Source organism: Mesorhizobium sp. BHscii, from assembly GCF_053848065.1.
In genome coordinates this window covers 19,600-42,755 of record NZ_JBSPKW010000010.1, presented here as the reverse complement: position 1 = coordinate 42,755, position 23,156 = coordinate 19,600, and the positions used below count along the sequence as shown (strand labels likewise).

Here is a 23,156-nt window from a genome sequence, read left to right as displayed (position 1 = left end):
GCTCAGCTCTCACCGGTCGCCCAGCTCAGCATCTGTTCGAACAGGGTTTTGTAGCCTTTCCAGGCGATGAACTCCGGTGGCAGCCAATGCGGCCCGACATCGGATGTCCAGGCCACAGTGCGGCCCTTGCCATACTGGCCGGCGACGAGCAGCGGCAGCGATCCGTAATCCGATGACACGGTTGCCAGAACTTCCGCCCCGTCTTTCAGCGTCACCTCGTTGAAGCCGAGCAGGATTGGCCAAGCCGAACCGAGACCCTTCAAGATCGGGTGGTCCGAGGAGCCGTTCAGAACAGGCGAAAACCCTTCCGGCACCTCGACGCGGTCGTCGAAGGCGAGGCAGTTCACCGGCAGCACCTCCTCGACCGGCGTCTTGCGATAGCGCGCGCCGCCATTAATGCCCTGGAAGCTATAATAGCCGCCAAACATCAAAAGCCCGCCGCCGTCGCGCACATAATCGCGCAGCAGGCGCAAACGGTTCGGCGTCGGCTTCGAGTGAACCCAAGTGTCGGGATGCAGAAGCAGCGTGTTGGCGCCGATGTCGGAGAGCACCACCGCATCATAGGCCGAAAGCGCCTCCATTGTTTGCGGAAAGCTGCGCTGCGCCTCATGCGCCGGCATGAAGGTCACATCGAAGTCGGTCGCCTTCAGCGCCGTCAGCAATTCGTCGGCGCCGGTGTGGTAGGTGACCGTCGGAAACTGATCGAAGCCTTTGATATGGGTCGCGGTCGACACCCAGGATTCACCGGCTAGCAGAATCTTTTTCTTGGACATTTGAACTCCGTCGTAAGTCAGTTCCGCCGCGAGAACACAGCCCTCGGATTGGCGACCAGCATGCGGTCGATGGCCGGTTGCTCGACGCCATGCCGTTTCAGGCGCGGTACGAAATGCTTGAGGATATAGCCGTAGCCGAAACCGCCGAAGCGGGTCAGCATGATCTTGAGGAACACATCCTGCGACAGCAGCAGGCGGTCGCCGAAGCCGGCGTCGATAAGTGCCGCAATTGCCCGTGCATTCTCTTCATCGGAGGGCGATTGCGCGTCCTGATCGGCATAATAATAGTCCATGCCGATCATGTCGTATTCCAGGAAAGCGCCGCGCCGGGCGAGGCTTGTCTGATAGTCGAGATCGTTGTGGCTGGGGTTCATATGGCAGAGCACGGTGTGGCGAAGATCGGCGCCCTCTGCCTCGACGACATCGAGCACCTCGTGCGCCAGCCGCTCCCAGCCGGGCAAATGGATCGACAGCGGCACGCCCGTGATGCGCGAGGCCCGCGCCGAAGCTCGCAGTGACTTTCGTTCCTCGGAGGTGAAGTCCTTGCTGACGCCGACCTCGCCGATCAGACCGGCCAGGATCGTCGGCTGCATCTCGCCGCCGCCGACATCGTTGACGATGAATTCGGTCACCGCGTCGACATCCATGGTCTTCAGCCATTCGGGATGGGTGTGCTCCAGATAGAAGCCGGTGCCCATGACGATCTTCAGGCCGGACATGCGGCTGATGCGGGCGAGCTTTTCCGCTTCACGGCCGATGCCGATGTTGGTCGCGTCGACGACCGTGTGGCCGCCGAGCGCGCGATAGCGTTGCAGCTCAGACAGCGCCAGGTCGCTGTCGTCGAGCGAAACATTGTCGCGGTTGACGTAAGGGTTCATGCGCAGTTCGCCGATGATCTCGATGTTCACGGGCTGCTCGGCGAGCGCCATGTCGTCGGGATGACAGGGGCACTTCCAGGTGCGCGCGCCGTCGAGCAGGATGTGCTCGTGCATCAGCGTAACGCCCATTTCTTCGACCGGAACGGGGCCGAGCACGGTCATCACCTGGCCGGTTTCGACCCCGATCGCCAGCCGCTGCCTGGGAGCTGCGTCATCGAAGAGATCACTCATAGGCTCAACGGCTCCGTACGGCGCCGCGGAACAGGCGGAAGTTCAGCCAGATGGCGACCAGGATGATCGTTCCGGTCACGATCGGCGTCAGGAAGGGCGACAGATGCGCCAGGATCAGGCCGTTGCCGATGACGGCCACGGTAAGCGCGCCGAGCACCGTGCCGATAATCGTTCCGCGGCCGCCGAACAGGCTGGTGCCGCCAAGCACGACGGCAGCGATCACTTCGAGCTCAAAGCCTTGCCCGGCATTCGACGATCCGGATCCGAGCCGGGCCGCAATGATGATCCCCGCAAGCGCTGCCGCGGCGGCGGAAATCACGTAAACGAAAAGCGTCGTCAGCCGCGTGTTGACGCCGGCGCGTCTAACCGCTTCGGCATTGGCTCCGATGCCGGTCACGTAGCGGCCGAACGGCGTCTCGTTGAAGGCGACATAGGCGATCGCAAGGATCGCCAGCGCGATCAGCGCAGGCGCCGGCACGCCAAGAAACCAGGCGCGGCCCAGCACCGTGAAAGGGCTTCCCGGCTCGATCGGGATCGAGTAGCCGCCGGTGATCAGCAGCGCCACGCCACGGATCACCGACAGCCCGGCAAGCGTGACGATGAAGGCCGGGACGCCCTCATAAGCAACGAAATAGCCTTGCACCGCGCCAAGCAAGGCACCCAGCGCAAGCATGGCCAGGATGACCGCCGGCCATGGCAGGCCCAGCTGCAGCAGTGTCGCCGACAACGTTGCCACCAGCGCCAGCACGGAGCCGACAGAAAGGTCGATGCCGCCCGTGGTGATGACGAAGGTCATCGCTGCGGCGACGATCAGCAGCGGGGCCGACTGCCGTAGGATGTTCAGCAGATTGGGCGACGTCAGAAAGGCGTCCGTCGTCACCGAGAAGATGACGCAAACCACAAGAAAGAACAACGCGATCGACACGACACTGCCATTGGCGAGCACCGCATCTCGCCATGTGCCTTCGCGAACCCTTCGAGACTGAGCGGAGTGGGTCGAACTCACGTCGCTCATGCTGGCGCTCCATCGCGATAGGCGCTGGTGGCCGAACGAGCGCTGAATTTGCGGCCCACGATAAGGTTGACGACATCTTCGATATTGGTTTCGCCGATCAGCCGCTCGGCGACGTTGCGTCCTTCGTACATGACCTGAATGCGGTCGCATACGAGGAACAGATCCTGAAGGCGGTGGGTGATCAGAATAACGCTGACGCCGCGGGCGCTCACTGCGCGGATCAGGTCGAGCACAGCCTCGACCTCGGCGACGGCAAGCGCTGCCGTCGGCTCATCCATAATCAGCACGGACGGCTCGAACGAGGCGGCGCGGCCGATCGCGATCGACTGCCGCTGTCCGCCGGACAGGTTCTCGACCTTGAGCCGCGTGTCGGCGATAACGATGCCGAGTCGATCGAGCATCTGGCGCGTCTGTTCGTGCATGCGCTTCTTGTCGAGAAAGGAAATGCCGGCGATGCGGCGGCGCGGCTCGCGGCCGAGAAAGAGATTGCCGGCGACATCGACCGTGTCGCAGAGCGACAGATCCTGATAGACCATCTCGACGCGCGCTGCACGCGAATCCGCCGGCGAGTTGAAGGTCACCGGCATGCCATCGATCTCGATCGTGCCGGCATCGGGAACCACCGCCCCCGACAGCACCTTGCTCAATGTCGACTTTCCCGCGCCATTGTCGCCGACCAGTCCCAGGACCTCGCCCGGCTTCAGCACCAGCGACACATCATCGAGCGTCTGGATGGCGTTGTAGCGCTTTGAGATGCCGCTCATCCGCACCCGATAGGTCTCGCTACTGCTCATCTTGGATCCCACGGGATTTGCAAAGCGTCCGCGGCGTAGCCTCAAGCGGCGCCGCGGACCGGTCATCGACGCAGTTTACTGGAACATCGCGCGGTATTGCTCGACATTCTCCTTGGTCACGATCGTCACCGGAATATTGATGATCGGCTCGACCGTTTCGCCCTTCTTGAGCTTGGTCAATGCTTCGACAGCGGCCTTGCCTTCGCCGGCAGGGTCCTGCTGGACGACCGCCACCACCCAACCATCGTCAATGCCCTGAATAACCTGCTTGGTCAGGTCCCAGCCGAACACCTTGACGTCGCCGGTGCGGCCTTGGCTGGTTACGGCCGAAACAGCGCCGAGCAACGCCGGCTCGCCGGTCGCATATAGCGTCGTCATGTCCGGATTGGCGGTCATCAAATTCTCCGAAGCGCTCATTGCGGTCTCCTGAACATTCTGGCCGTCGACCGTGTCGAGGAAGGTGATCGCCAAGCCGCTGTCAGTGACCGCCTTCTTGAAACCGTCGAGCCGCTGGTTCTGGATGAACGAATTAAGCGCGCCGACAATGCCGATCTTGGCAGTGCCGCCCATCTCCGACTTGACATAGTCCGCGTAGAATTTGCCGATATCCTCGCCAGCCTTGGCGTTGTCGACACCGATGAACGCAACATTGTCGCCGTCGGGAATCTGCGCGTCGATGGCGATCACGGGGATGCCGGCCGCCTTCGCGGCGGTGATTGCAGGCTTGACGCCGTTCACGTCGATGGCGACTAAAATGATGCCGTCGACTTTCTGTGTGATGTAGTTCTCGATCGCGTCATTTTGCGCGCTCGGCACGTTGTTGGCATTGAAGATGACCAGCTTGGCGCCTGCGGCGTCGGCGGCCTTCTGCGCGCCCTCATTGATCTGGTTGAAGAACAGGGCCTGCTGGTTGATGTTGACGAGAGCGAACGTATCGGCGAACGCCGATCCCATCGCGGTCGAGCAAATGGCGATGACGGCGGCGCAACGGAAGAGAAGTTTGAACGGACGCATTTACGGTTCCCCTTGCTTGCGGGCCAAACCTGTTCGGCTGGTCCCATTGGTGCTACAGGCACGAGGCAAACATTCAAGAGACTTGAATACTTGTCAACGAATTTGATCTCTGGGCGCCGTTAGAACGTCGCCGGCGTATTGACCCAGAAAATGCTGGCTCTCTCCTTGCCGATGTTGCGGTAATGGTGCGGCAGCTCCGACCTGAACACGAACGCATCGCCAGTGGCGAGATCATGGCTCTTGCCATCGACGATCAGCTTGATCCGGCCAGCGAGCACATAGCCGACTTCCTCGCCGACATGCTGGATGGGACCTTCGCTCTCGCCGTCCGCCTCGATATGATGGATATTGCACTGCAGCAGGTGACCGGGCGAATACGGAATGATGCGCTCAAGCGAAATGCCCTCGCCGCGCCTCAGCGCGTCGAGCGAGATCAATGGCCGCGCGCCTGCGCGGAACACGATCGCCTCGTCGTCGTCGACCTGTTCGAACATCCAGCCGATATTGGTCCCCAGAACTTCGACCAGGCGGTGAAGCATGGGCAGGGATGGCGAAGCCTTGCCGTTCTCGATCTTGGACAATAGGCTTTCAGAGCAGTTCGCAGCTGTCGCCAGCGTCTTCAGCGTCATGCCCCGTGTCTGCCGGGCGAGGCGCAACCGCGTTCCAAGCCGCGCGGCATTTACGGTGGCGTCCGCTTCAGACTCTGGCCGTCGCCGATCGATTTTGTTCATCCGTTCGCCAACCATTCAACAGTCATGGGACAACTGTCGCGCGAGCAAAAGACAGCGGCGACCGATTTGCAAGCGATGATTTGTCAATTTCGACGCTGCAGTGCCTCGACCAGTCTTGATAGCACGGATAAAGCAACTCAGCGTCAAACACTCGCCTTCTATGGCGACATCGGCCGTCCCCCGATCAACCCAGCGCTGACTGGAACAAAAAGCGTTCCTGCGTTGTTCTCCAAGCGTCCTGATGTTCGACGGCTGGTTCATACGCCGGCCAGGGGCAATCCTCGCGGCAGGCGCTTGGCCGGCACGCGAAGAAGGGATGGCGATGGATCCTGACGATCTCAACACGGAACGGATCGCCACTGTGTTCGGCGGAACAGGCTTTCTCGGGCGCAGGATTGTGAAACGGCTCCTTGAAAGAGGCTTCACGGTCCGCGCCGCATCCCGCCACCCGGCCCGTGTGGGCCCGGTCTTTTCTTCGACTGCAAGGATGCCCGAAGCCGTCGAGGCGGATATATTGGATGCGTCCTCGATCGGCTCGGCCATTGCCGGATCACAGGCGATCGTGAATGCTGTCAGTCTTTATGTCGAGCAGGGTGCGCAGACGTTTGAACGCGTGCATGTGAAAGCTGCCGCTGATCTCGCCGCTGCGTCGCGCGATGGCGGGGTAGACCGGTTCGTCCAGATTTCGGGGATCGGCTCCGATCCTCAATCGGATTCGAAATATATTGGGGCTCGTGGTCGCGGAGAAGAGGCGGTGGCGAGCGCATTTCCCGGCGCCTTCATTGTTCGTCCCGCCGTCATGACAGGACCTGACGACGTTTTCCTCACGACGATTGTGAGGTTGATACGTCTCCTGCCGGTCTATCCGCTGTTCGGCGATGGTGGCACACGGCTTCAGCCGGTCTATGTGGCAGACGTCGCAGAAGCAGTGGGCCGGCTTATCGACGGGCGAAACCACAAGGGCTCATTTACACTCGAATTCGGTGGCCCGCGCATCTACACCTATAAGGAACTGCTGCGGGAGATCGCCCGACAGCTCGGTACCCACATCAGGCTGATGCCGGTGCCGTTTGCGGCGTGGGGCGCCTTGGCCGGCGTCGCGGAACTCCTTCCGGCCGCGCCCATAACGCGCAACCAGGTCGATCTTATGCGGCACGACAATGTGGCAGCAATCGGCGCGCCTGGCCTGAAGGAACTCGACATCGAGCCGCGGGGCATCGAGGAGGTGATCCGCTTGATCGATCGGCGCGCGTGACGCCGGCTCGCGCTCGTCTCCTGCTTAATGACTCTACGATGCTGACGGGAACCTGTCGCCATGCGGCGGGTTGGTCGAGCTTGAGCCAATGAAGAAGAAGGAAAGAACTATGGCCAGATGCGATCAATGCGGGAATGACTACGACAAGGCTTTCGAAGTGAAGCTAGCTGAGGAAACCTATACGTTCGACAGCTTCGAATGCGCGATCCACAAACTTGCGCCGCTCTGCCCGCATTGCGGGTGCCGGATCATCGGACATGGCGTCGAACAAGGTGACATTATCTACTGCTGCGCACATTGCGCCGCGGAGGAAGGTGCAAGCGCACTGACCGATCGCGCACCTTGATGCAACGCTACCACGATGGCCCCAAGAGGCAGGACCATCGCCGACACGGGCTTGTTCGCAAGGATGGAAGCTCAGCATTTAGAACCGTGTTAGCAAAACCGTGATCAGCGAAGGCAACAAAAGGGCGGTTTGGCCGTTCTGATCAGCCGCATTAGCGGCGGAGCATCCGAAGACATGACTACGCCGCAAATTCTGTCGTTCGCCGTCATCTTCGTGATGATGGCGGCGCTCGTTTGGGGTCGGTATCGATATGATCTGGTCGCAGCCGCGGCACTGTTGCTTGCACTCGCGGTTGGCATCGTGCCTTTTGACGAGGCCTTCAGCGGGTTCAGCGACGATATCGTGGTCATTGTCGGCAGTGCCCTGCTGGTGAGCGCAGGCATAGCCCGCTCGGGCATCATGGAAATCGCCATCAAGCGCTTTGTTCCCAACCTATCGGGCGTTCGGTCGCAATTGGCGCTGCTGGTGATCGTGGTCACGATCCTGTCTGCCTTTGTAAAGAATATCGGTGCGCTCGCTATCATGATTCCGATCGCCTTCCAGTTCGCGCGCCGGTCGAGCGTTTCACCCTCGATATTCCTGATGCCTATGGCGTTCGGATCACTGCTCGGCGGGCTCATGACGCAGGTGGGAACATCTCCCAATATCGTTGTGTCCCGTGTGCGGGAGGAGCTGACCGGCACCGCCTTCACAATGTTCGACTTTACACCTGTTGGAGCCGCCCTAGCCGCCGCCGGAACGATCTTCCTGCTGCTTTTCTATTGGCTGTTACCGGTGCGCGAAAAGCTCGGCGGGTCGGTGAATGAAGCCATCGATATCAAGAATTACCTGACAGAGGCCCGAATTGTCAGCGATTCCACGGTGCTTGGGAAAACCGTCGCAGACCTCATTAAGCTGTCCGGCGGCGATGCTATCGTGACGTCGATCCTGCGCAACCGGACTATGCGTATGACGCCACTGCCCGATGTTGTCCTCAAAGCGAACGACATCCTGCTGCTCGAGGGCGACCCAGAGGCGCTGGATCGCCTTGTCTCGCAGGGCAAGCTCAGCGTCACGGGCGATAGGGTCGGCAGTGACGACACGGCCAGCGAGATGATCGCTATCGAAGCCGTGATCGGTGAAAGCTCCCCTTTGATCGGCTGGTCAGCCCAGCGCCTTGCCCTTTACGACCGCTTCAATGTCAACCTCCTGGCTGTCAGCCGTCACGGCGAGCGCCTCGACCGTAGGCTGGCAGAAATCCAGCTAAGGCTCGGTGATGTCATCGTGTTGCAGGGCAATGCAGCGACGATACCCGAGATACTGCGTGAACTCGGCTGCCTGCCGCTGGCAGAACGGGCTATCCTGCTTGGTAGCGTGCGCAAGGGTATCGTGCCGGTAACGATCCTTGCTCTCGCTATGTTGGCGACTGCGTTTGGGCTGCTCCCGGTCTCCGTCGCGTTCTTTGCGGCCGCGGTCGGAATGGTGCTTTTCAGGGTCATTCCGGTCCGGGACGTCTACCAATCGTTGGATGGTCCGATCCTCATCATGCTCGCCCTTCTCATTCCAGTGAGCGATTCGCTACGCAGTACAGGGGCCACAGGAGTAATAGGCGGCGAGCTTGCCAGACTGGGCACCGTTCTTCCGGCGCCCGGCGCATTGATGCTCATCCTTGTCGCTGCCATGGCCGTTACACCATTCCTCAACAATGCCGCCACCGTTCTGGTCATGGCGCCTATCGCCGCCGAGTTCGCCCGCGATCTCGGCTACAGGCCGGAAGCATTTCTGATGGCGGTCGCCATTGGCGCCGGCTGCGATTTTCTCACCCCGATCGGCCACCAGTGCAACACGCTCGTCATGGGGCCGGGCGGCTACCGCTTCAGCGATTATCCACGTCTGGGACTGCCGCTATCGTTCCTCGTCGTCATCGTTGCTGTGCCGATGCTAATGATCGTATGGCCAATGAACTGATGTGCGGCGGACGGATCAATCCTGCTCGAGCTTTAGCTACCGATTTCGAGAAGGATAAGCCGCGATAGCGCCTCCGCATATAGGCCGCCGGGTCGCCGCCGACGGTGATCTGCCTTAGGGCGCGGACAGCGGCTCCATGTCCGTGCTACGATTGCGTCGGTCGAACGACGCGTTGGGGAAGCATATGGCGAGCGAATATTGGGTAAGGAGGGGTGCCTGTTTGTGCTCGGGTTGGAAGCATGTTGGCGCTTCGAACATGCCGTCAACGGCTTAAGCCACATGCAATCCAATGCCCTCCTCTTGGCGGTTTTTGGAGCAATCGTGCTCCTCACGGCCTGGCTACCCCTGTTTCTTAGGAAGCTTCCGGTTTCGCTGCCAATGGTTTGCATCGGGATCGGGGTTCTTTTGGTTTGGTCGCCATTCTCTCCGCTCGTAGGGGTGAACCCACTCGAGAACCGGATACTAACCGAGCGCCTCACAGAGTTGGTTATCATCGTCGCCCTGATGGGGGCAGGCCTGAAGCTGGACCGGCCGGTGAGTTGGCGGGGTTGGGAGCCGTCATGGCGCCTTCTCGGCATCGCCATGCCTCTGACGGTCGCAGGAATTGCAGTTCTCGGCTGGTCAATTCTCGGGCTTGGCCTTGCTGCCGCACTTCTGCTTGGGGCTGCTCTCGCGCCTACTGATCCTGTTCTGGCAAGCGACATACAGGTTGGTCCACCGCAATCCGGCAAGGAGGATGATGTGCGTTTTGCTCTCACCTCCGAGGCCGGACTCAATGATGGAGCGGCGTTTCCGTTCGTCTATCTCGCCATCGCAATTGCGCTGTCCAGTGCGTCCGGCGAGCCTTTCTTCTCACGCTGGCTCGCCGTTGACGTTCTCTGGAAGATCGCCGCAGGCGTTGGCATCGGATGGCTGGGCGGAAAAGTTATGGGCTACCTTACGTTTCATCTGCCAAAACGGTCGGGTTTGTCAGAGACGAGAGACGGCTTCGTTGCGCTCGGTATCACTTGCCTTGCGTACGGCTCGACCGAAATGCTTCACGGCTACGGCTTCCTTGCGGTGTTCGTCGCGGCCGTTGCGCTACGGTCTGTCGAACGCCAGCACGAGTATCATGAGAGCTTGCACGACTTCGCGGAGCAGATTGAGCGATTGCTGATGATGGTCCTGCTGGTCTGCTTTGGGGCAGCCATCGCAGAAGGGTCGATTTTTGGCGCCTTGAGTTGGCAGGTGATCGTCACGACCGCCTTGGTGCTTTTCGTTGTGCGCCCGCTCGCGGCGTGGGTTGGGCTAATCGGATTTCAGACGTCATCACGCGAAAAGGCCGTGATCGCTTTTTTTGGAATACGCGGCCTTGGATCGTTCTACTACCTCGCATTTGCACTTGGACAGGCTGAATTCGAGGGTGCGACAATTCTTTGGGTAACCGTCTGCTTCGCCGTTCTGAGTTCAATTGTTATGCATGGGGTTATGGTGACCCCGGTCATGCAGCAGTTGGACCGCGGCCGACCACGCTCTTGGCTTAGGATGCCCCGAACTCGGCCCAGGTAGGCCAGACGCGAGCGGCAGATGGATCAGTGGCACCAAGTCAGTTGTGACGATCCAAGCATCTAAAGTAGTCGACCTGAGTTGAATGGCCGTTGCCGATGCGCTGGCGGAGAGAGCGCTGGAATCACCGCAGGGAACGGCGCAATGAGATTTATATTTTTGGCAGCTACAGACGCTGTCGAAATAATGGGACTATTGTTGATCTCGACAACTGCACCGCGCGGTTGTCTTAAAGGTGAACTAAGCTGTTGGTTTCATTATCAGATGACTGGCTGGGGCGCCAGGATTCGAACCTGGGATTGTCGGTACCAAAAACCGATGCCTTACCACTTGGCTACGCCCCAACAGCGGGAACATGCCCGCTGTGCGCGCGGCCTTATAGGACGAGCCGACGGAAAGCTCAATGCCGAGAATAGCAAGTGCGCGGGACTGATCCACCGGTTCCCGCAGATTGGCGTTCGCATATCATCGTCTGCTGTCGGGCGATGGCGTCTATTCACCCCAGACGGCCATTTCATTGCCGGCCGGATCGACGAAATGAAACCGCCTGCCACCAGGGAATGAGAAAATCGGCTTGACGATCGTGCCGCCGGCATTTTCGACGGCGCCCAGGGTTTCTTCCAAATCCTCGGAATAAAGCACAGGAAGCGGCTTGGCGGGCGCTTCGCCGGCATCAGCCTGGAAGCCACCGTCAAGACCTTCCGAAAAGGCCGAATAGGTCGGCCCGTAGTCGGTGAACGACCAGCAAAAGGCGGCGCTGTAGAAAGCCTTGAGCCTATCCAGCGTTCCACCAGTTGCCGGCATTTCCAGATAATCGAGTTTTCCGGTCAGTTTCACGGTGTTACCCAGGGTTCCCGTTATGTTCTACTCAAATGGCCGCCGAGCCGCAAGTCTTTTCGCCATCGCTTTTTCTTAATCGATTGTAGAAGCCGGCCGGCTTTGGCGACGCCTTGCCTTTCGCACTGCAGCATCATATCGCTCGGATGGGACACGGCGAAATTTCGGCTTCGCCAATCTTTTCAATCTCCTGCAACCGGAGAGCAAGCATGACCAAATGGGTCTACACCTTTGGCGACGGCGCTGCGGAAGGCCGTGCCGGCGATAGGAACCTCCTGGGCGGCAAGGGCGCCAATCTGGCCGAAATGTGCAGCCTGGGTCTGCCCGTGCCGCCGGGGTTCACCATCACCACCGAGGTCTGCAACGCCTACTACGCCAACGGCCGCACGTACCCGGCCTCGCTGGAGGCGGACGTCGCGGTTGCGCTCGACCACATCGGCCGGCTGACCGGGCGCCGTTTCGGCGATCCCTCGAAACTGCTTTTGGTGTCGGTGCGTTCCGGTGCCCGCGCTTCGATGCCCGGCATGATGGATACCGTGCTCAACCTCGGTCTGAACGACGAGACGGTCGAGGCGCTGGCCGCCGATTCGGGCGATGCGCGCTTTGCCTATGACAGCTACCGGCGTTTCATTCAGATGTATTCCGATGTCGTCATGGGCCTCGACCATGAGGTGTTCGAAGAAATCCTCGAAGACCAGAAGGGCGGGCTCGGCCACGAACTCGATACCGAACTGACGGCCATCGAATGGCAGGGCGTGATCGCACTCTACAAGGCCAAGGTTGAGGAGGAACTCGGCAAACCGTTTCCGCAAGATCCGCACGAGCAGCTCTGGGGGGCGATCGGCGCCGTGTTTTCGAGTTGGATGAACAACCGCGCCATCACGTATCGGCGCCTGCACGACATTCCCGAAAGCTGGGGCACTGCGGTCAACGTCCAGGCCATGGTCTTCGGCAATATGGGCGAGACCTCGGCCACCGGCGTCGCCTTCACCCGCAATCCCTCCACCGGCGAAAAGATGCTCTATGGCGAGTTCCTGGTGAATGCGCAGGGCGAGGATGTCGTCGCCGGCATCCGCACGCCGCAAAACATCACCGAGGCGGCGCGCATTGCCGCCGGCTCCGACAAGCCGTCGCTGCAGAAGCTGATGCCGGAAGCCTTCCAGTCTTTCGTCACCATCTCCGACCGTCTTGAAAAGCACTACCGCGACATGCAGGATCTCGAATTCACCATTGAGCGCGGCAAATTGTGGATGCTGCAGACGAGGTCCGGCAAGCGTACCGCCAAGGCGGCGCTCAAAATCGCGGTCGACATGGCGCGCGACAAGCTCATCTCAAAGGAGGAGGCCGTCGCCCGCATCGATCCGGCCTCGCTCGACCAGTTGCTGCATCCGACCATCGATCCGAAGGCGGCGCGCGATGTGATCGGCATCGGTCTGCCCGCGTCTCCGGGTGCAGCCACCGGCGAGATCGTCTTTTCCTCCAACGACGCCGAGGAGCTTAAGACGCAAGGCCGCAAGGCGATCCTCGTGCGCATCGAGACCAGTCCCGAGGACATCCACGGTATGCATGCGGCCGAAGGCATCCTGACCACGCGTGGCGGCATGACCAGCCACGCCGCTGTGGTGGCGCGCGGCATGGGGAAGCCTTGTGTGTCGGGCGCGGGCTCGCTGCGCGTCGACTACAGAGCCGGCACGCTGATGGCGATGGGGTCGACGTTCCGCAAGGGCGACATCATTACCATCGATGGCGGTAACGGCCAGGTGCTGAAGGGCGCCGTACCGATGCTGCAGCCGGAACTCTCGGGCGATTTCGCCGCCATCATGGAATGGGCCGATGCCGTGCGTCGCATGAAGGTGCGCACCAACGCCGAGACGCCGCTCGACGCGCGCATGGCGCGTTCCTTCGGCGCCGAAGGCATCGGACTTTGCCGCACCGAGCACATGTTCTTCGAGGGCGACCGTATCGTTGCCATGCGCGAGATGATCCTGGCGGACACGGAAAAGGGCCGGCGAACGGCGCTCGCAAAACTCTTGCCCATGCAGCGCTCGGATTTCCTCGAATTGTTCGAGATCATGGCCGGCCTGCCGGTGACGATCCGCTTGCTTGATCCGCCGCTGCACGAATTCCTGCCCAAGACCGAGGAAGAGGTGGCCGAAGTCGCTGCTGCCATGAAGGTGTCGCCCGACAAGCTCAGGCAGCGCACCGAAGCCCTGCACGAATTCAACCCGATGCTTGGCCATCGCGGCTGCCGGCTTGCGGTTTCCTATCCCGAAATCGCAGAGATGCAGGCGCGCGCCATTTTCGAGGCCGCCGTCGAGGCCGGCAGGAAGGCCGGCGCGCTGGTGGTTCCGGAAATCATGGTGCCGCTGGTCGGTCTGGTGAAGGAGCTCGACTATGTCAAGGCGCGGATCGACGCCGTCGCCAAGAGCGTAATGGAGGAGACCGGCGTCAAGATCGATTATCTTACCGGCACGATGATCGAACTGCCGCGCGCCGCGCTCCGCGCCCATGTCATTGCCGAGGCGGCCGAATTCTTCTCTTTCGGCACTAACGATCTGACCCAGACCACCTTCGGCATCTCACGCGACGATGCGGCCTCTTTCCTGGAGACCTATCGCCAGAAGGGCGTCATCGAGCAGGATCCGTTCGTGTCGCTCGACATTGAGGGCGTCGGCGAACTGGTGCGGATGGCAGCCGAAAAAGGCAGGGCGACGCGGCCGGAGATCAAGCTCGGCATTTGCGGCGAACATGGCGGCGATCCGGCATCGATCCATTTCTGCGAGGAGGTCGGCCTCGATTACGTGTCGTGCTCGCCCTACCGCGTGCCTATCGCCAGGCTGGCTGCCGCGCAGGCGGCGGTACAGGCTGCAAAGAACGGTCGCGCGTAAAGGGCACGACGCTGGCCGTGACCGTTCCACCGGATGATCGGTAAGGACAGGTCTCGAGCCGTCCCCGCTCAGGCTGGTTTGGCTTCGATCATCACCTTGTTGGGATAGAACGCGCCGTGATCGCGGATTTCGATCATCTCGTCGAAAGGCTGCTCATAGGCCCACATCGCATCCTTGCCTGCTGCCGCGGCAGGCAGCACGCTCCAATAGCTCGCATCGCCCTTGTATGGGCAATGAGTCGACAATTCCGTCTTGCGAAGCTGGTCGAAATCGATGTCTTCGAATGGAATGTAGAGGACCCGGGGGTAGGAGGATTCGGTCAACACCTTGGCCCTCTTAGACGAGGCGATGACCGCGTCGCCGGCGCGTACGGTCACAGTTCCGATGTAGGGCTCGACAGTGATCACTTTACCCGGGTTGCTTTGAAAGCCGGGTGACGGATTGGCGATCTGGTCCATGAGGGGTTCTCCTTGCACGACCTAATGCATGTCGCCCAAAAGTGCGCAGCGGTTTTGGGATAACGACAGGAATAAAAATAAGAACTTAAAGCGCGTAGCGTGAAGTCCTTTGACGCGACGCGCTTTAAGGTGTGTCCGGCGTGCGCGCCGCGCAAGGCCCCCGTCGAATACGGGACTCAAAAACCATCGCCTTCGGCGTTGGCAGATCTCTCGTCAAACGACCTTGCCGTTGACCGATCAGGCGGCAGCCTGAAACGCATCCAACAGCCCGGCATAGGCGGCGGCGATACCGGCAACCGGATTGGTGCTTCTCGACGCGGTTTCGACCTTGAGTGCACCACCGCCGGTCGGCAAGGTAAGGAGCAGGAACTGGCGGTTGCCGCCATCGCCGACGCAAGCCGCGGCGACGTGCTGGCCTTCGCCTTCGTTCTGAACGCACATCTTGAACAGCAGCGTGCCGCCGACCGCCTCAAGCGCGCCGCCGACAACTTCGACGAATTCGTCTTCGGAAACGGTTTTGGCGTCCGGCACCAGATCGGTCAGGCTTTCGGCGAGCGTATCTTCGAGAGTTTTGTCTTCGAGCTGCGCGTCCATGCGAACCTCTTTCATTCGCCAATCGCACCCCTGCCCAATTAATCAAAGTTAACGCCGACGATGGCCGGATTGTGGCGGTTTTTCCCTGTCTTTTCGACCAATGCGCTGCTTCTGCCCGGTCATGGCTGGACAATATGCTTGTTCGTCCCACAATGGAACGAAAAACCAATGGGAGGAAAGAATGCTCGGACTGATGCAGGAATGGCCGCTGCTTTGCCACAAGCTCATCGACAACGCAGCCAGGCAGCACGGCGAACGCGAGATCGTGTCGCGCTCGATCGAGGGCCCTATCGTCCGGACCACTTACGCCGAAATTCATCGCCGCGCCCTGCGGGTCGCTGAGCGGCTCGAGCGTGATGGCTTTGGACTCGGCGACCGCATCGCCACTTTGGCCTGGAATACGGCGCGCCACATCGAAGCCTGGTACGGCATCATGGGTGTCGGCGCGATCTATCACACGCTCAATCCGCGCCTGTTTCCCGAGCAGATCGTCTGGATCATGAACAATGCCGAAGACAAGGCGATCTTCGTCGATCTGACATTCATGCCGCTGCTTGAAAAGATCGCCGGCGCGGTGAAATCGCTGAAGCAGGTGATCGTGCTGACCGACAAGGCGCACATGCCGCAAACGGTGCTGCCGAACGTCGTTGCCTATGAGGAATGGCTTGGCGAAGCCGACGGCGCCTTCACCTGGAAGACGTTCGATGAAAACACCGCCGCCGGCATGTGCTACACCTCGGGCACGACAGGCGATCCGAAAGGCGTCCTCTACAGCCATCGCTCAAACGTGCTGCACGCCATGATCGCCGCGATGCCCGACGCGATGGGGCTCTCGTCGCGCGACACAATACTGCCGGTCGTGCCGATGTTCCACGCCAACGCCTGGGGTCTTGGCCAGAGCGCGCCGATGATCGGCGCCAAGCTGGTCATGCCTGGCTGCAAGATGGACGGCGCCTCGATCTATGAGTTGCTCGACACCGAAAGGGTGACGTTCAGCGCTGCGGTGCCGACAGTGTGGCTGATGCTGCTTCAGCATCTGGAGGAGACCGGCAAACAACTTCCCTATCTGAAGAAGGTCGTCATCGGCGGCTCGTCCTGCCCGCGTGCGATCACAACGAAGTTCCAGGACAATTACGATGTTGAGGTCATCCATGCATGGGGCATGACCGAAATGTCGCCGCTCGGCACGCTGTGTACAATGAAGCCGGGCTATGCCGGGCTTGAAGGCGAAGCCCGGCTCGACGTCCAGAGCAAGCAGGGCTATCCGCCCTTCGGCGTCGAAATGAAGGTAACCGACGACGAGAACAACACGCTGCCATGGGACGGCAAGACATTCGGACGCTTGAAGGTCCGCGGACCGGCTGTCGCGCGCGCCTACTATGGCGGCATCGGATCCGAACAGTTCGATGAAGAAGGCTGGTTCGATACCGGTGATGTCGCCCATATCGACCCGAGCGGCTACATGCAGATCACCGATCGCGCCAAGGACGTCATCAAGTCGGGCGGCGAATGGATATCGACCATCGAGCTCGAGAATCTCGCGGTCGGCCATCCGGATGTGGCGGAGGCGGCCGCCATCGGCATCCAGCATTCGAAATGGGGCGAACGGCCGTTGCTTGTCGTCGTCCGCAAGCCCGGCCGGGAGCCGACCAAGATGGATATCCTCGCTTTCATGGATGGCAAGGTGGCGAAGTGGTGGATGCCGGATGACGTCGCCTTCGTCGGCGAAATTCCCCACACCGCTACCGGCAAGATCCAGAAGACCACCTTGCGCCAGCAATTCAGGGACTATCGTCTGCCAACGGATTGACTGAGATGCTGTCTTTCTCCTTCCAGCCGCCGATAAACGGCGCTAAACGCTCGTTCGGGTGGAGCAGTGCAGAAAACAATGGACATTCCCGAGCGACAGACGTCGAAGGCGGCCGGCTGGTCGCGGCGGACAGGCGCTTTTTCGGCGGTCCTGCTCCTGACCGTCCTCGTCGGCCACCGATATGAGCTTGTTGAAACGCCGGCCTTCCTTTGGGTGCTCGGTATTGTCGCGCTGCTTGCCGCCTTTGCGCTGTTGTTCGCCGGATTTGCCTTTTCGAGACTGTGGAATTTCGGCGACCGTGGCGGTCGCGATCTCACCGTCGGCACGGTGCTGGCACTGTTGGTGCTTGCTCCCTTTGGTATCGCTGCCTACTGGGCAGCGACTTCTCCGCCACTCAGGGACATCTCGACGGATTTCGACGATCCGCCGGTGCTCGACACCAGCACCCGGACCGGGGACATGAACGCGCTTTCGCCACCGACCCCGGGCGAGCAGCGCCTGCAGACCGAGACCTATCCGCTTGTCACCGGACGCAGCTACAATCTGCCTTTCGATCGGGTTCTGGAGGCAGTCGAAACCGTGCTCGATCGTCGGGATTGGCAGCTAACGGCGCCGTTTCCCCGTGCGATCGGGCAAAGCGAGGTGACGATCAGCGCCCTGGCCAAGAGCTTCATCCTCAGCCTTCCCGCCGACGTCGCCATCCGTGTGACCGACGATGGCGATACGGTCATCGTCGACATGCGCTCGGCCTCGCGTTACGGCCGCTACGACCTTGGCGACAATGCGGCCCGCATCGTCGATTTCCTCGCCGAGCTGGATCAGGAAGTCGCCGGCCAGGTCGGCACGGCCCCGGTCGAGTGATGTCCAGAGCATATTGCAGCCAAGCGGTATCGCTCGGCGCCACAGAAACGCGGCTAATACAATCACGGGTTGCCGGAGACTATTCGACTTGTCTCGCCAGTCGCCTTGAATACATGGGCCGGCCCCCTGCAGTCGAAACGTACGTGCTCCGCTCGACGGGACGGTTGCGGGATTGCGGCGATCGGTTGCGCCGTGAAGCAGACTACTCGCCAGGGTCGAAGTCACCCTTTAGCAAGATTGTCTCCACTGGCCCCAGCGGATTAATGATCCGGCTCTCCAGGACTTCGATGAGTTTGCGTCCGACCCCCGCCATGTCCACGGAATGAACTCCAATCTTCGCCGGCAGGAAGCGTGCCAGCTGCGTGCTGTCACGCGTGACAATGTGGACGTCGCTCCCCGGCGCAAGGCCTCTTCTGCCAAGAGCGTGTAGCGCCCCTAGAAGGCCCAGTTCGTTGGCGCATGCCAAGCCTGTCGGTGGATCTGAACAAGCCAGCAAGCGATCGAACCAGGCTGCGCTCGATTCCATGGTGAACATGCCATGACCGATCAGCGATTGGTCGATCGGAATACCGGCCTCGGCCATTGCCCTTCCATACCCGGCAAGACGCATGGCACTCGCCTGATCCTCCGGAACCAGCAGTTGCAGTGCAATGCGTCGACAGCCCTTATCCATGAGCCGTCGGGTTGCCTCGTAGGCAATCTGTTCATTGTCGACATCGACATAGGGATACGGGGCATCCAGGTCGGTTCTTCCAAACGCGACGAATGGCATGCGTTTGTCCAACAGCAGCTTGACGCGCGGATCACCCGACACCAAGCGCGTGATGATCAAGCCGTCCGTGCTTCGCGCCTGAAGCTGCCGCTGCACACTCTCGACGGGATCGTCGTCGGGAGTGGTGGAATAGATGGACAGACTATACCCGGCTTGCCGCGCCGCCAGCGTCATGCCTTCGATCAAAGGAAGCTTCAACAGATCGGACAGATGGTCTCGTGTCTCCATCGGGAGTATTGCCGTCAGCGTCAGCGTTCGACCGGTTTTGAGCGCACGACCATGATGATTTGGTAGATAGCCGACCCGCTTAGCCGCCTCCTTGACGCGGGCTATGGTCGAGGGCTGCACTTCCGGCCCATCCTTCAGAGCGCGGGACACCGTGGTCACCGACAGGGAAAGTTCCGCCGCGATCTGCTTTAGATTGGCCATTGTTCGCCCGACTTCATTTGCGAAAGCGCCGGCTGATTTGCTGACCGCCATAACGTTACCGGATTCGACATCCCGGTCAATCCAAACTGCCATAGGAAGCAGCTTGACTCCAGCGCATTCAGATGCAATCGTAACGTTACGATTAAAAATAAAAGGCCATTTCGAGCAACATTTGATAAAAGTTGGGGAGGAGAACCTATGTCTTGGCTACGCATTTCCCTTGCAGCATTCGCAATCTCGGCTGCCTTGCCCGTCCATGCGCAAACAGTCACCATCACGACCGCAGGTGGCGATTATGGCAACGCCATGAAAGAGGCCATGTGGGGCCCGGCTGCAAAAGAGCTCGGCTATGATGTCCGCGAGGAGACCCAGAGCGACGGCCTGGCCGCGTTGAAGATGCAGGTCACTTCGGGTGCGGTAGCGACCGACGTCATTCACCTGGGCTCACCGGAAGGCGCCCAGGCGGCCGCTCAGTCGCTGCTGGAGCCACTCGACTACATGATCATCGATCCCAAATCCGTGCCGGACGGCGCAAAGTCCGACTACTGCTATCCGTTCGATTCCTATGGCACCGTCATGTCCTGGAACACCAAGACCTATGGCGAGAACCCGCCCAAGACCTGGGCGGAATTCTGGGACGTTGCCAAATTCTCGGGCCGCCGCGCGTTGCGCGCCAATGCGCAGGACTCGATCGAGATCGCGCTTCTCTCCGATGGCGTGGCGCCGGCGGATGTCTATTCCGTGCTCAGCACGCCGGAAGGTCTGGAGCGCGCCATCAAGCGGCTTGAAGCAATCAAACCACATGTCGCCGTGTGGTGGACCTCGGGAGCTCAGTCCGCCCAGTTGCTGAAAGACGGTGAGGCGGATCTGGTCGTCACCTGGAACGGACGGGCAGAGACTGTGAAAGCAGATGGCGGCGCGGCTGACTACACGTTCAAGGGGTCGGTCATCGGCACGGACTGCCTTGGAGTGCCGAAGGGAGCGCCGAACAAGGAAGCCGCCATGAAGCTCATCGCAGCGATGACGCAGCCCGCGCGAGTTGCGAAGCTGACCGATTTCATTGCCTATGGCCCGGTCAATCCTGCGGCGTATGAGGGTGGCCTCATTCCCGAGGATCGCCTGAAGACGCTTGCGACCGCGCCCGAAAATGCCGGCACTTCGGTGTTTTCGAATTCAGAATGGTGGGTCAAGAACGGCGAGGCTGCCCAAAAAGCCTTCGATGAGATGATGAGCCGCTGAGTCTCAGTTGCAAGGCTGGAGCAGATGATGAAGTCGCTCCCGATCACCATCGACAGCGTCAGCAGGGCTTACGGGTCCTACATCGCACTGGATGATGTTTCGCTCGACATTCAAGCGGGCGAATTCCTCACGCTGCTCGGGCCATCGGGATCGGGCAAGACCACGTTACTGATGGCTCTGGCCGGTTTTGTCCGGCCGGATTCCGGTAAACTCTTGTTGGGCGATCGGGACATCACTCGCCTGGCGCCCAACAAACGGGACATCGGCATAGTGTTCCAGAATTACGCTTTGTTTCCCCACATGAATGTCCTGGCGAATGTCGCGTATCCGCTGGCGCTGCGCAAGACGCCCAGAGCGGAGGCGCGTCAGCGGGCGCTTGCCGCCTTGGCCCGCGTGAAGCTGGATGGTCTGGCGGAGCGCAATGTTGCCGCACTGTCCGGCGGCCAGCGCCAACGGGTGGCATTGGCGCGGGCAATCGTCTTCGAACCGCGCGTGATGCTGATGGACGAGCCGCTGTCGGCGCTTGACAAGAATCTGCGCGAAACCATGCAGTATGAGATCCGGCGCCTGCACGATGATCTGGCGATCACCACAATCTACGTGACCCACGATCAGCGCGAAGCGCTGATTATGTCTGACCGGATTGCGGTGATGAACTCCGGCCGCATCCAGCAGATCGATACGCCGCAGCGGATCTATAATCGTCCATCGACCCGCTTCGTCGCGGAGTTCATGGGCGAGGCTAACATTGTGGCGCCAGGCTCGGTGCGCAGGATCGACGGCGCCGAAGCGTCACGCGAAACTCTGATGATTCGCGCCGAAAGCTTCCATCTTGATGCGAAGCTCGTCGGGGAAGACGGAGTGGCTCTCGAAGGAATACTGCGCGCCAAAGCGTTCCGCGGCGAGAACTGGCTTTTGACGCTGGCGCTCGACGGTGGGCAAGAGGTTCTTGTCTGCATTCCGGCAGCGCTGGCCAGCGGCTGCGCCGAGCTTGCCGCCGGTCAGCGGATGACCGCATATGCACCAGCGGCGAAGGTTCACGCGATACCGGGAGCGATGGCGTGACCGTCACTCCGGATCCAGCGCTCGTGGCGGATGCGCGCCGCGAGCGGCGGTTTTTTCTTTCGCTTTCGCTCCCGGCGCTGTTCATCGTTGGACTGGCGGCGATACTGCCCATCCTTTGGATCATCCGGCAATCTTTCCTGACCACAGGGGGTGAGTACACTGTCGGCAACTACGCGAAGGTACTTTCGAGCGGACTGACATGGTCGGCGCTCGTCACAACCCTTGAACTGTCCCTCGGTACGCTGGCGATCTGCATTCTTCTAGGCACCCCGCTGGCACTCGCTTTGGCTAGCGCCAGACCAAGGGTGGCCAACGTACTGATGGCCTTCGTCATGCTGCCATTGTGGACCGCTATCCTGGTGCGCACCTATGGCTGGCTCGTGCTCTTGCGGCGTGATGGCCTGATCAACGCGGCTTTGACTGGTTCGGGCCTGACAGCGGAGCCTTTGCCGCTGGTCTATAACTTCACCGGAACGCTCATCGGCATGGTTCACTACATGCTGCCGCTTTTTCTGCTGCCGGTTTATGCCGCGATGCGCGATATCGACCCAAACCTCATTCGCGCGGCAGCGAGCATGGGAGCCACACTCGGGCAGGTCATCCGCACCGTCATAATGCCACTTTCGGCCGGCGGCATCTTCTCGGGTTCGATCATCGTCCTGATCTATTCCATAGGTTTTTTCATCACGCCGGCAGTGCTTGGCGGCGGCAAGGTAAATCCTCTCTCTACCCGGATCGAGCGTACGCTATCGACCTTTCAGGATTGGGGGTCGGCGAGCGTCCTTGGCATTCTGCTCCTCGTTCTCATGGCGCTGATCGGTGTGATGCTGCTGGCGGCACGCCGCCTGCTGGCCCAGAACACGGTGGAAGCCTCCGCCCATGCTTGAAGCCTATCCGCAAAACAGGCTCGCCCGCATTGTCCTCTGGAGCTTTGCCGCTCTTGTCATGGCATTTCTGTTGTTGCCGACGCTCGTGGTGGTGCCGCTTTCGTTTTCGGCGTCGAATCTCCTCGAGTTTCCGCCGCACGCCTACTCGTTGCGCTGGTACGAGAACTTCTTCGGCTCGACAACGTGGATGGCTGCACTGAGGACGAGCCTGACCCTTGGGACATTGACGGCGCTGATCGCGGTGCCTTTTGCGCTGCTCTCCTGCATTTCAATGAATCGGCTGGGCGGGAAGACCGCTGCGATCATCCAGAGCGTCCTGCTCACCCCCTCGATCACCCCAGGAATCCTGCTTGCGATCGGCCTCTTTTTCGTGCTGGCGGCACAACGTTTGGTCGGAACGTTGTTCGGTGTGCTGGTCGGACATGTGGTGCTGGCCGTTCCGGTAGCGTGCATTGTGCTGTTGCCCGCCCTGGCTCGCTTTGACTGGAACCAGGTTCAGGCGGCGCGTAGCCTCGGTGCGAATTGGGCCAGAGCTATTGGCGGAATAATCGTTCCGCAACTTCGGATCAGTTTGTTGTCGGCGACATTGATGGCCTTCCTGACGTCGCTCGACGAGTCTGTGATTTCGATCTTCGTTGCAAGTGGTCGCAACAGCACGATGCCGAAGCTCATGTTCGTGTCGCTGCGCGATCAGATCGATCCGACCATTGCGGCGATCTCGACATTGTGGACCGTCATCGTCGTGGCCCTCGTCCTGATTGTGACCCTTCGACAAAAATCCTGACCG

At 60.6% G+C, this 23,156-nt stretch carries 21 protein-coding genes and 1 tRNA gene; 11 read left to right on the top strand and 11 right to left on the bottom strand.

The annotated features are described in order from the left end of the window. Nucleotides 1-2: 2 nt before the first annotated feature. From ACWTU7_RS15610 to ACWTU7_RS15585, 6 genes are all read right to left on the bottom strand, one after another. The gene (locus ACWTU7_RS15610) at nucleotides 3-773 is read right to left on the bottom strand and encodes a glutamine amidotransferase (RefSeq protein WP_455839134.1); all 771 of its coding nucleotides are present in this window, start codon (nucleotides 771-773) and stop codon (nucleotides 3-5) included. A 17-nt stretch (nucleotides 774-790) separates the two neighbouring features. Next, nucleotides 791-1,882: a phosphotriesterase family protein gene (locus ACWTU7_RS15605; protein WP_455839135.1), complete on the bottom strand. Its 1,092-nt coding sequence runs from the start codon at nucleotides 1,880-1,882 to the stop codon at nucleotides 791-793. Nucleotides 1,883-1,886: 4 nt separating this feature from the next. Continuing rightward, the gene (locus ACWTU7_RS15600; protein ID WP_455839136.1) at nucleotides 1,887-2,897 is read right to left on the bottom strand and encodes an ABC transporter permease; all 1,011 of its coding nucleotides are present in this window, start codon (nucleotides 2,895-2,897) and stop codon (nucleotides 1,887-1,889) included. Then, nucleotides 2,894-3,691 (bottom strand): ATP-binding cassette domain-containing protein, encoded by a 798-nt coding sequence (locus ACWTU7_RS15595; RefSeq protein WP_455839137.1) that lies wholly within the window; start codon nucleotides 3,689-3,691, stop codon nucleotides 2,894-2,896. The genes ACWTU7_RS15600 and ACWTU7_RS15595 overlap by 4 nt, the downstream gene beginning before the upstream one ends. 75 nt (nucleotides 3,692-3,766) lie before the next feature. After that, entirely contained in the window at nucleotides 3,767-4,705 is a 939-nt protein-coding gene (locus ACWTU7_RS15590; protein ID WP_029355684.1) for an ABC transporter substrate-binding protein, read from the bottom strand. A gap of 119 nt (nucleotides 4,706-4,824) precedes the next feature. Further along, nucleotides 4,825-5,436, bottom strand: coding sequence for a cupin domain-containing protein (locus ACWTU7_RS15585; RefSeq protein ID WP_095518422.1), 612 nt, complete (start codon nucleotides 5,434-5,436; stop codon nucleotides 4,825-4,827). A 322-nt stretch (nucleotides 5,437-5,758) separates the two neighbouring features. On the opposite strand from ACWTU7_RS15585, the gene ACWTU7_RS15580 reads away from it, so the two are divergent. From ACWTU7_RS15580 to ACWTU7_RS15565, 4 genes are all read left to right on the top strand, one after another. Further along, nucleotides 5,759-6,691: a complex I NDUFA9 subunit family protein gene (locus ACWTU7_RS15580; protein WP_455839138.1), complete on the top strand. Its 933-nt coding sequence runs from the start codon at nucleotides 5,759-5,761 to the stop codon at nucleotides 6,689-6,691. An 88-nt stretch (nucleotides 6,692-6,779) separates the two neighbouring features. Next, the gene (locus tag ACWTU7_RS15575) at nucleotides 6,780-7,037 is read left to right on the top strand and encodes a hypothetical protein (protein ID WP_240992546.1); all 258 of its coding nucleotides are present in this window, start codon (nucleotides 6,780-6,782) and stop codon (nucleotides 7,035-7,037) included. A gap of 174 nt (nucleotides 7,038-7,211) precedes the next feature. Continuing rightward, nucleotides 7,212-8,984 carry an SLC13 family permease gene (locus ACWTU7_RS15570; protein ID WP_455839173.1) on the top strand — a complete coding sequence of 591 codons (1,773 nt, stop codon included), beginning with the start codon at nucleotides 7,212-7,214 and terminating at the stop codon, nucleotides 8,982-8,984. A 279-nt stretch (nucleotides 8,985-9,263) separates the two neighbouring features. Beyond that, entirely contained in the window at nucleotides 9,264-10,532 is a 1,269-nt protein-coding gene (locus tag ACWTU7_RS15565) for a cation:proton antiporter (RefSeq protein WP_455839174.1), read from the top strand. A gap of 266 nt (nucleotides 10,533-10,798) precedes the next feature. Here the strand turns inward: ACWTU7_RS15565 and ACWTU7_RS15560 are convergent. Continuing rightward, nucleotides 10,799-10,873: transfer RNA gene (locus ACWTU7_RS15560), tRNA-Gln, on the bottom strand. A 148-nt stretch (nucleotides 10,874-11,021) separates the two neighbouring features. Beyond that, on the bottom strand, nucleotides 11,022-11,366 hold the full coding sequence (locus ACWTU7_RS15555; RefSeq protein WP_455839139.1) for a VOC family protein: 345 nt from the start codon (nucleotides 11,364-11,366) through the stop codon (nucleotides 11,022-11,024). A 209-nt stretch (nucleotides 11,367-11,575) separates the two neighbouring features. Here ACWTU7_RS15555 and ppdK point away from each other — a divergent pair, with 209 nt between their 5' ends. Next, entirely contained in the window at nucleotides 11,576-14,254 is a 2,679-nt protein-coding gene (gene ppdK, locus ACWTU7_RS15550) for a pyruvate, phosphate dikinase (RefSeq protein WP_455839140.1), read from the top strand. Between the two features lie 68 nt (nucleotides 14,255-14,322). Here ppdK and ACWTU7_RS15545 read toward each other — a convergent pair whose 3' ends face one another. Together ACWTU7_RS15545 and ACWTU7_RS15540 are read right to left on the bottom strand one after the other, a co-directional pair. Next, nucleotides 14,323-14,712 carry a DUF427 domain-containing protein gene (locus tag ACWTU7_RS15545; protein ID WP_455839141.1) on the bottom strand — a complete coding sequence of 130 codons (390 nt, stop codon included), beginning with the start codon at nucleotides 14,710-14,712 and terminating at the stop codon, nucleotides 14,323-14,325. 237 nt (nucleotides 14,713-14,949) lie between these two features. Next, complete coding sequence (locus ACWTU7_RS15540; RefSeq protein WP_455839142.1) at nucleotides 14,950-15,306, bottom strand: hypothetical protein; 357 nt, start codon at nucleotides 15,304-15,306, stop codon at nucleotides 14,950-14,952. A 181-nt stretch (nucleotides 15,307-15,487) separates the two neighbouring features. Between ACWTU7_RS15540 and ACWTU7_RS15535 the strand changes: the two genes are divergently transcribed. Together ACWTU7_RS15535 and ACWTU7_RS15530 are read left to right on the top strand one after the other, a co-directional pair. Continuing rightward, nucleotides 15,488-17,116, top strand: a complete 1,629-nt coding sequence (locus ACWTU7_RS15535) for a fatty-acid--CoA ligase (RefSeq protein ID WP_455839143.1) — start codon at nucleotides 15,488-15,490, stop codon at nucleotides 17,114-17,116. Between the two features lie 78 nt (nucleotides 17,117-17,194). Continuing rightward, the gene (locus ACWTU7_RS15530) at nucleotides 17,195-17,977 is read left to right on the top strand and encodes a DUF1499 domain-containing protein (protein ID WP_455839144.1); all 783 of its coding nucleotides are present in this window, start codon (nucleotides 17,195-17,197) and stop codon (nucleotides 17,975-17,977) included. Nucleotides 17,978-18,179: 202 nt separating this feature from the next. Here ACWTU7_RS15530 and ACWTU7_RS15525 read toward each other — a convergent pair whose 3' ends face one another. Beyond that, nucleotides 18,180-19,271, bottom strand: coding sequence for a LacI family DNA-binding transcriptional regulator (locus ACWTU7_RS15525; RefSeq protein ID WP_455839145.1), 1,092 nt, complete (start codon nucleotides 19,269-19,271; stop codon nucleotides 18,180-18,182). A gap of 105 nt (nucleotides 19,272-19,376) precedes the next feature. Between ACWTU7_RS15525 and ACWTU7_RS15520 the strand changes: the two genes are divergently transcribed. The 4 genes from ACWTU7_RS15520 to ACWTU7_RS15505 are packed head-to-tail and all read left to right on the top strand — an operon-like array spanning nucleotide 19,377 to nucleotide 23,153. Beyond that, nucleotides 19,377-20,417: an ABC transporter substrate-binding protein gene (locus ACWTU7_RS15520; protein WP_455839146.1), complete on the top strand. Its 1,041-nt coding sequence runs from the start codon at nucleotides 19,377-19,379 to the stop codon at nucleotides 20,415-20,417. Between the two features lie 27 nt (nucleotides 20,418-20,444). Further along, a complete protein-coding gene (locus ACWTU7_RS15515) occupies nucleotides 20,445-21,482 on the top strand; it encodes an ABC transporter ATP-binding protein (protein ID WP_455839175.1) in 1,038 nt (345 codons plus the stop codon). Then, entirely contained in the window at nucleotides 21,479-22,369 is an 891-nt protein-coding gene (locus ACWTU7_RS15510; protein ID WP_095518329.1) for an ABC transporter permease, read from the top strand. The genes ACWTU7_RS15515 and ACWTU7_RS15510 overlap by 4 nt, the downstream gene beginning before the upstream one ends. Continuing rightward, entirely contained in the window at nucleotides 22,362-23,153 is a 792-nt protein-coding gene (locus ACWTU7_RS15505) for an ABC transporter permease (RefSeq protein ID WP_455839147.1), read from the top strand. Before ACWTU7_RS15510 ends, ACWTU7_RS15505 begins: the two co-directional genes overlap by 8 nt. The last annotated feature ends 3 nt before the right edge of the window (nucleotides 23,154-23,156 follow it).

Coding starts and splice junctions, on each gene's coding strand:
- ACWTU7_RS15530 (WP_455839144.1), top strand. CDS start 17,195: ATGGACATTCCCGAGCGACAGACGTCGAAGGCGGCCGGCTGGTCGCGG.
- ACWTU7_RS15565 (WP_455839174.1), top strand. CDS start 9,264: ATGCAATCCAATGCCCTCCTCTTGGCGGTTTTTGGAGCAATCGTGCTC.
- ACWTU7_RS15595 (WP_455839137.1), bottom strand. CDS start 3,691: ATGAGCAGTAGCGAGACCTATCGGGTGCGGATGAGCGGCATCTCAAAG.
- ACWTU7_RS15545 (WP_455839141.1), bottom strand. CDS start 14,712: ATGGACCAGATCGCCAATCCGTCACCCGGCTTTCAAAGCAACCCGGGT.
- ppdK (WP_455839140.1), top strand. CDS start 11,576: ATGACCAAATGGGTCTACACCTTTGGCGACGGCGCTGCGGAAGGCCGT.
- ACWTU7_RS15605 (WP_455839135.1), bottom strand. CDS start 1,882: ATGAGTGATCTCTTCGATGACGCAGCTCCCAGGCAGCGGCTGGCGATC.
- ACWTU7_RS15540 (WP_455839142.1), bottom strand. CDS start 15,306: ATGGACGCGCAGCTCGAAGACAAAACTCTCGAAGATACGCTCGCCGAA.
- ACWTU7_RS15590 (WP_029355684.1), bottom strand. CDS start 4,705: ATGCGTCCGTTCAAACTTCTCTTCCGTTGCGCCGCCGTCATCGCCATT.
- ACWTU7_RS15575 (WP_240992546.1), top strand. CDS start 6,780: ATGAAGAAGAAGGAAAGAACTATGGCCAGATGCGATCAATGCGGGAAT.
- ACWTU7_RS15570 (WP_455839173.1), top strand. CDS start 7,212: ATGACTACGCCGCAAATTCTGTCGTTCGCCGTCATCTTCGTGATGATG.
- ACWTU7_RS15525 (WP_455839145.1), bottom strand. CDS start 19,271: ATGGCAGTTTGGATTGACCGGGATGTCGAATCCGGTAACGTTATGGCG.
- ACWTU7_RS15535 (WP_455839143.1), top strand. CDS start 15,488: ATGCTCGGACTGATGCAGGAATGGCCGCTGCTTTGCCACAAGCTCATC.
- ACWTU7_RS15585 (WP_095518422.1), bottom strand. CDS start 5,436: ATGAACAAAATCGATCGGCGACGGCCAGAGTCTGAAGCGGACGCCACC.
- ACWTU7_RS15610 (WP_455839134.1), bottom strand. CDS start 773: ATGTCCAAGAAAAAGATTCTGCTAGCCGGTGAATCCTGGGTGTCGACC.
- ACWTU7_RS15580 (WP_455839138.1), top strand. CDS start 5,759: ATGGATCCTGACGATCTCAACACGGAACGGATCGCCACTGTGTTCGGC.
- ACWTU7_RS15505 (WP_455839147.1), top strand. CDS start 22,362: ATGCTTGAAGCCTATCCGCAAAACAGGCTCGCCCGCATTGTCCTCTGG.
- ACWTU7_RS15520 (WP_455839146.1), top strand. CDS start 19,377: ATGTCTTGGCTACGCATTTCCCTTGCAGCATTCGCAATCTCGGCTGCC.
- ACWTU7_RS15600 (WP_455839136.1), bottom strand. CDS start 2,897: ATGAGCGACGTGAGTTCGACCCACTCCGCTCAGTCTCGAAGGGTTCGC.
- ACWTU7_RS15515 (WP_455839175.1), top strand. CDS start 20,445: ATGAAGTCGCTCCCGATCACCATCGACAGCGTCAGCAGGGCTTACGGG.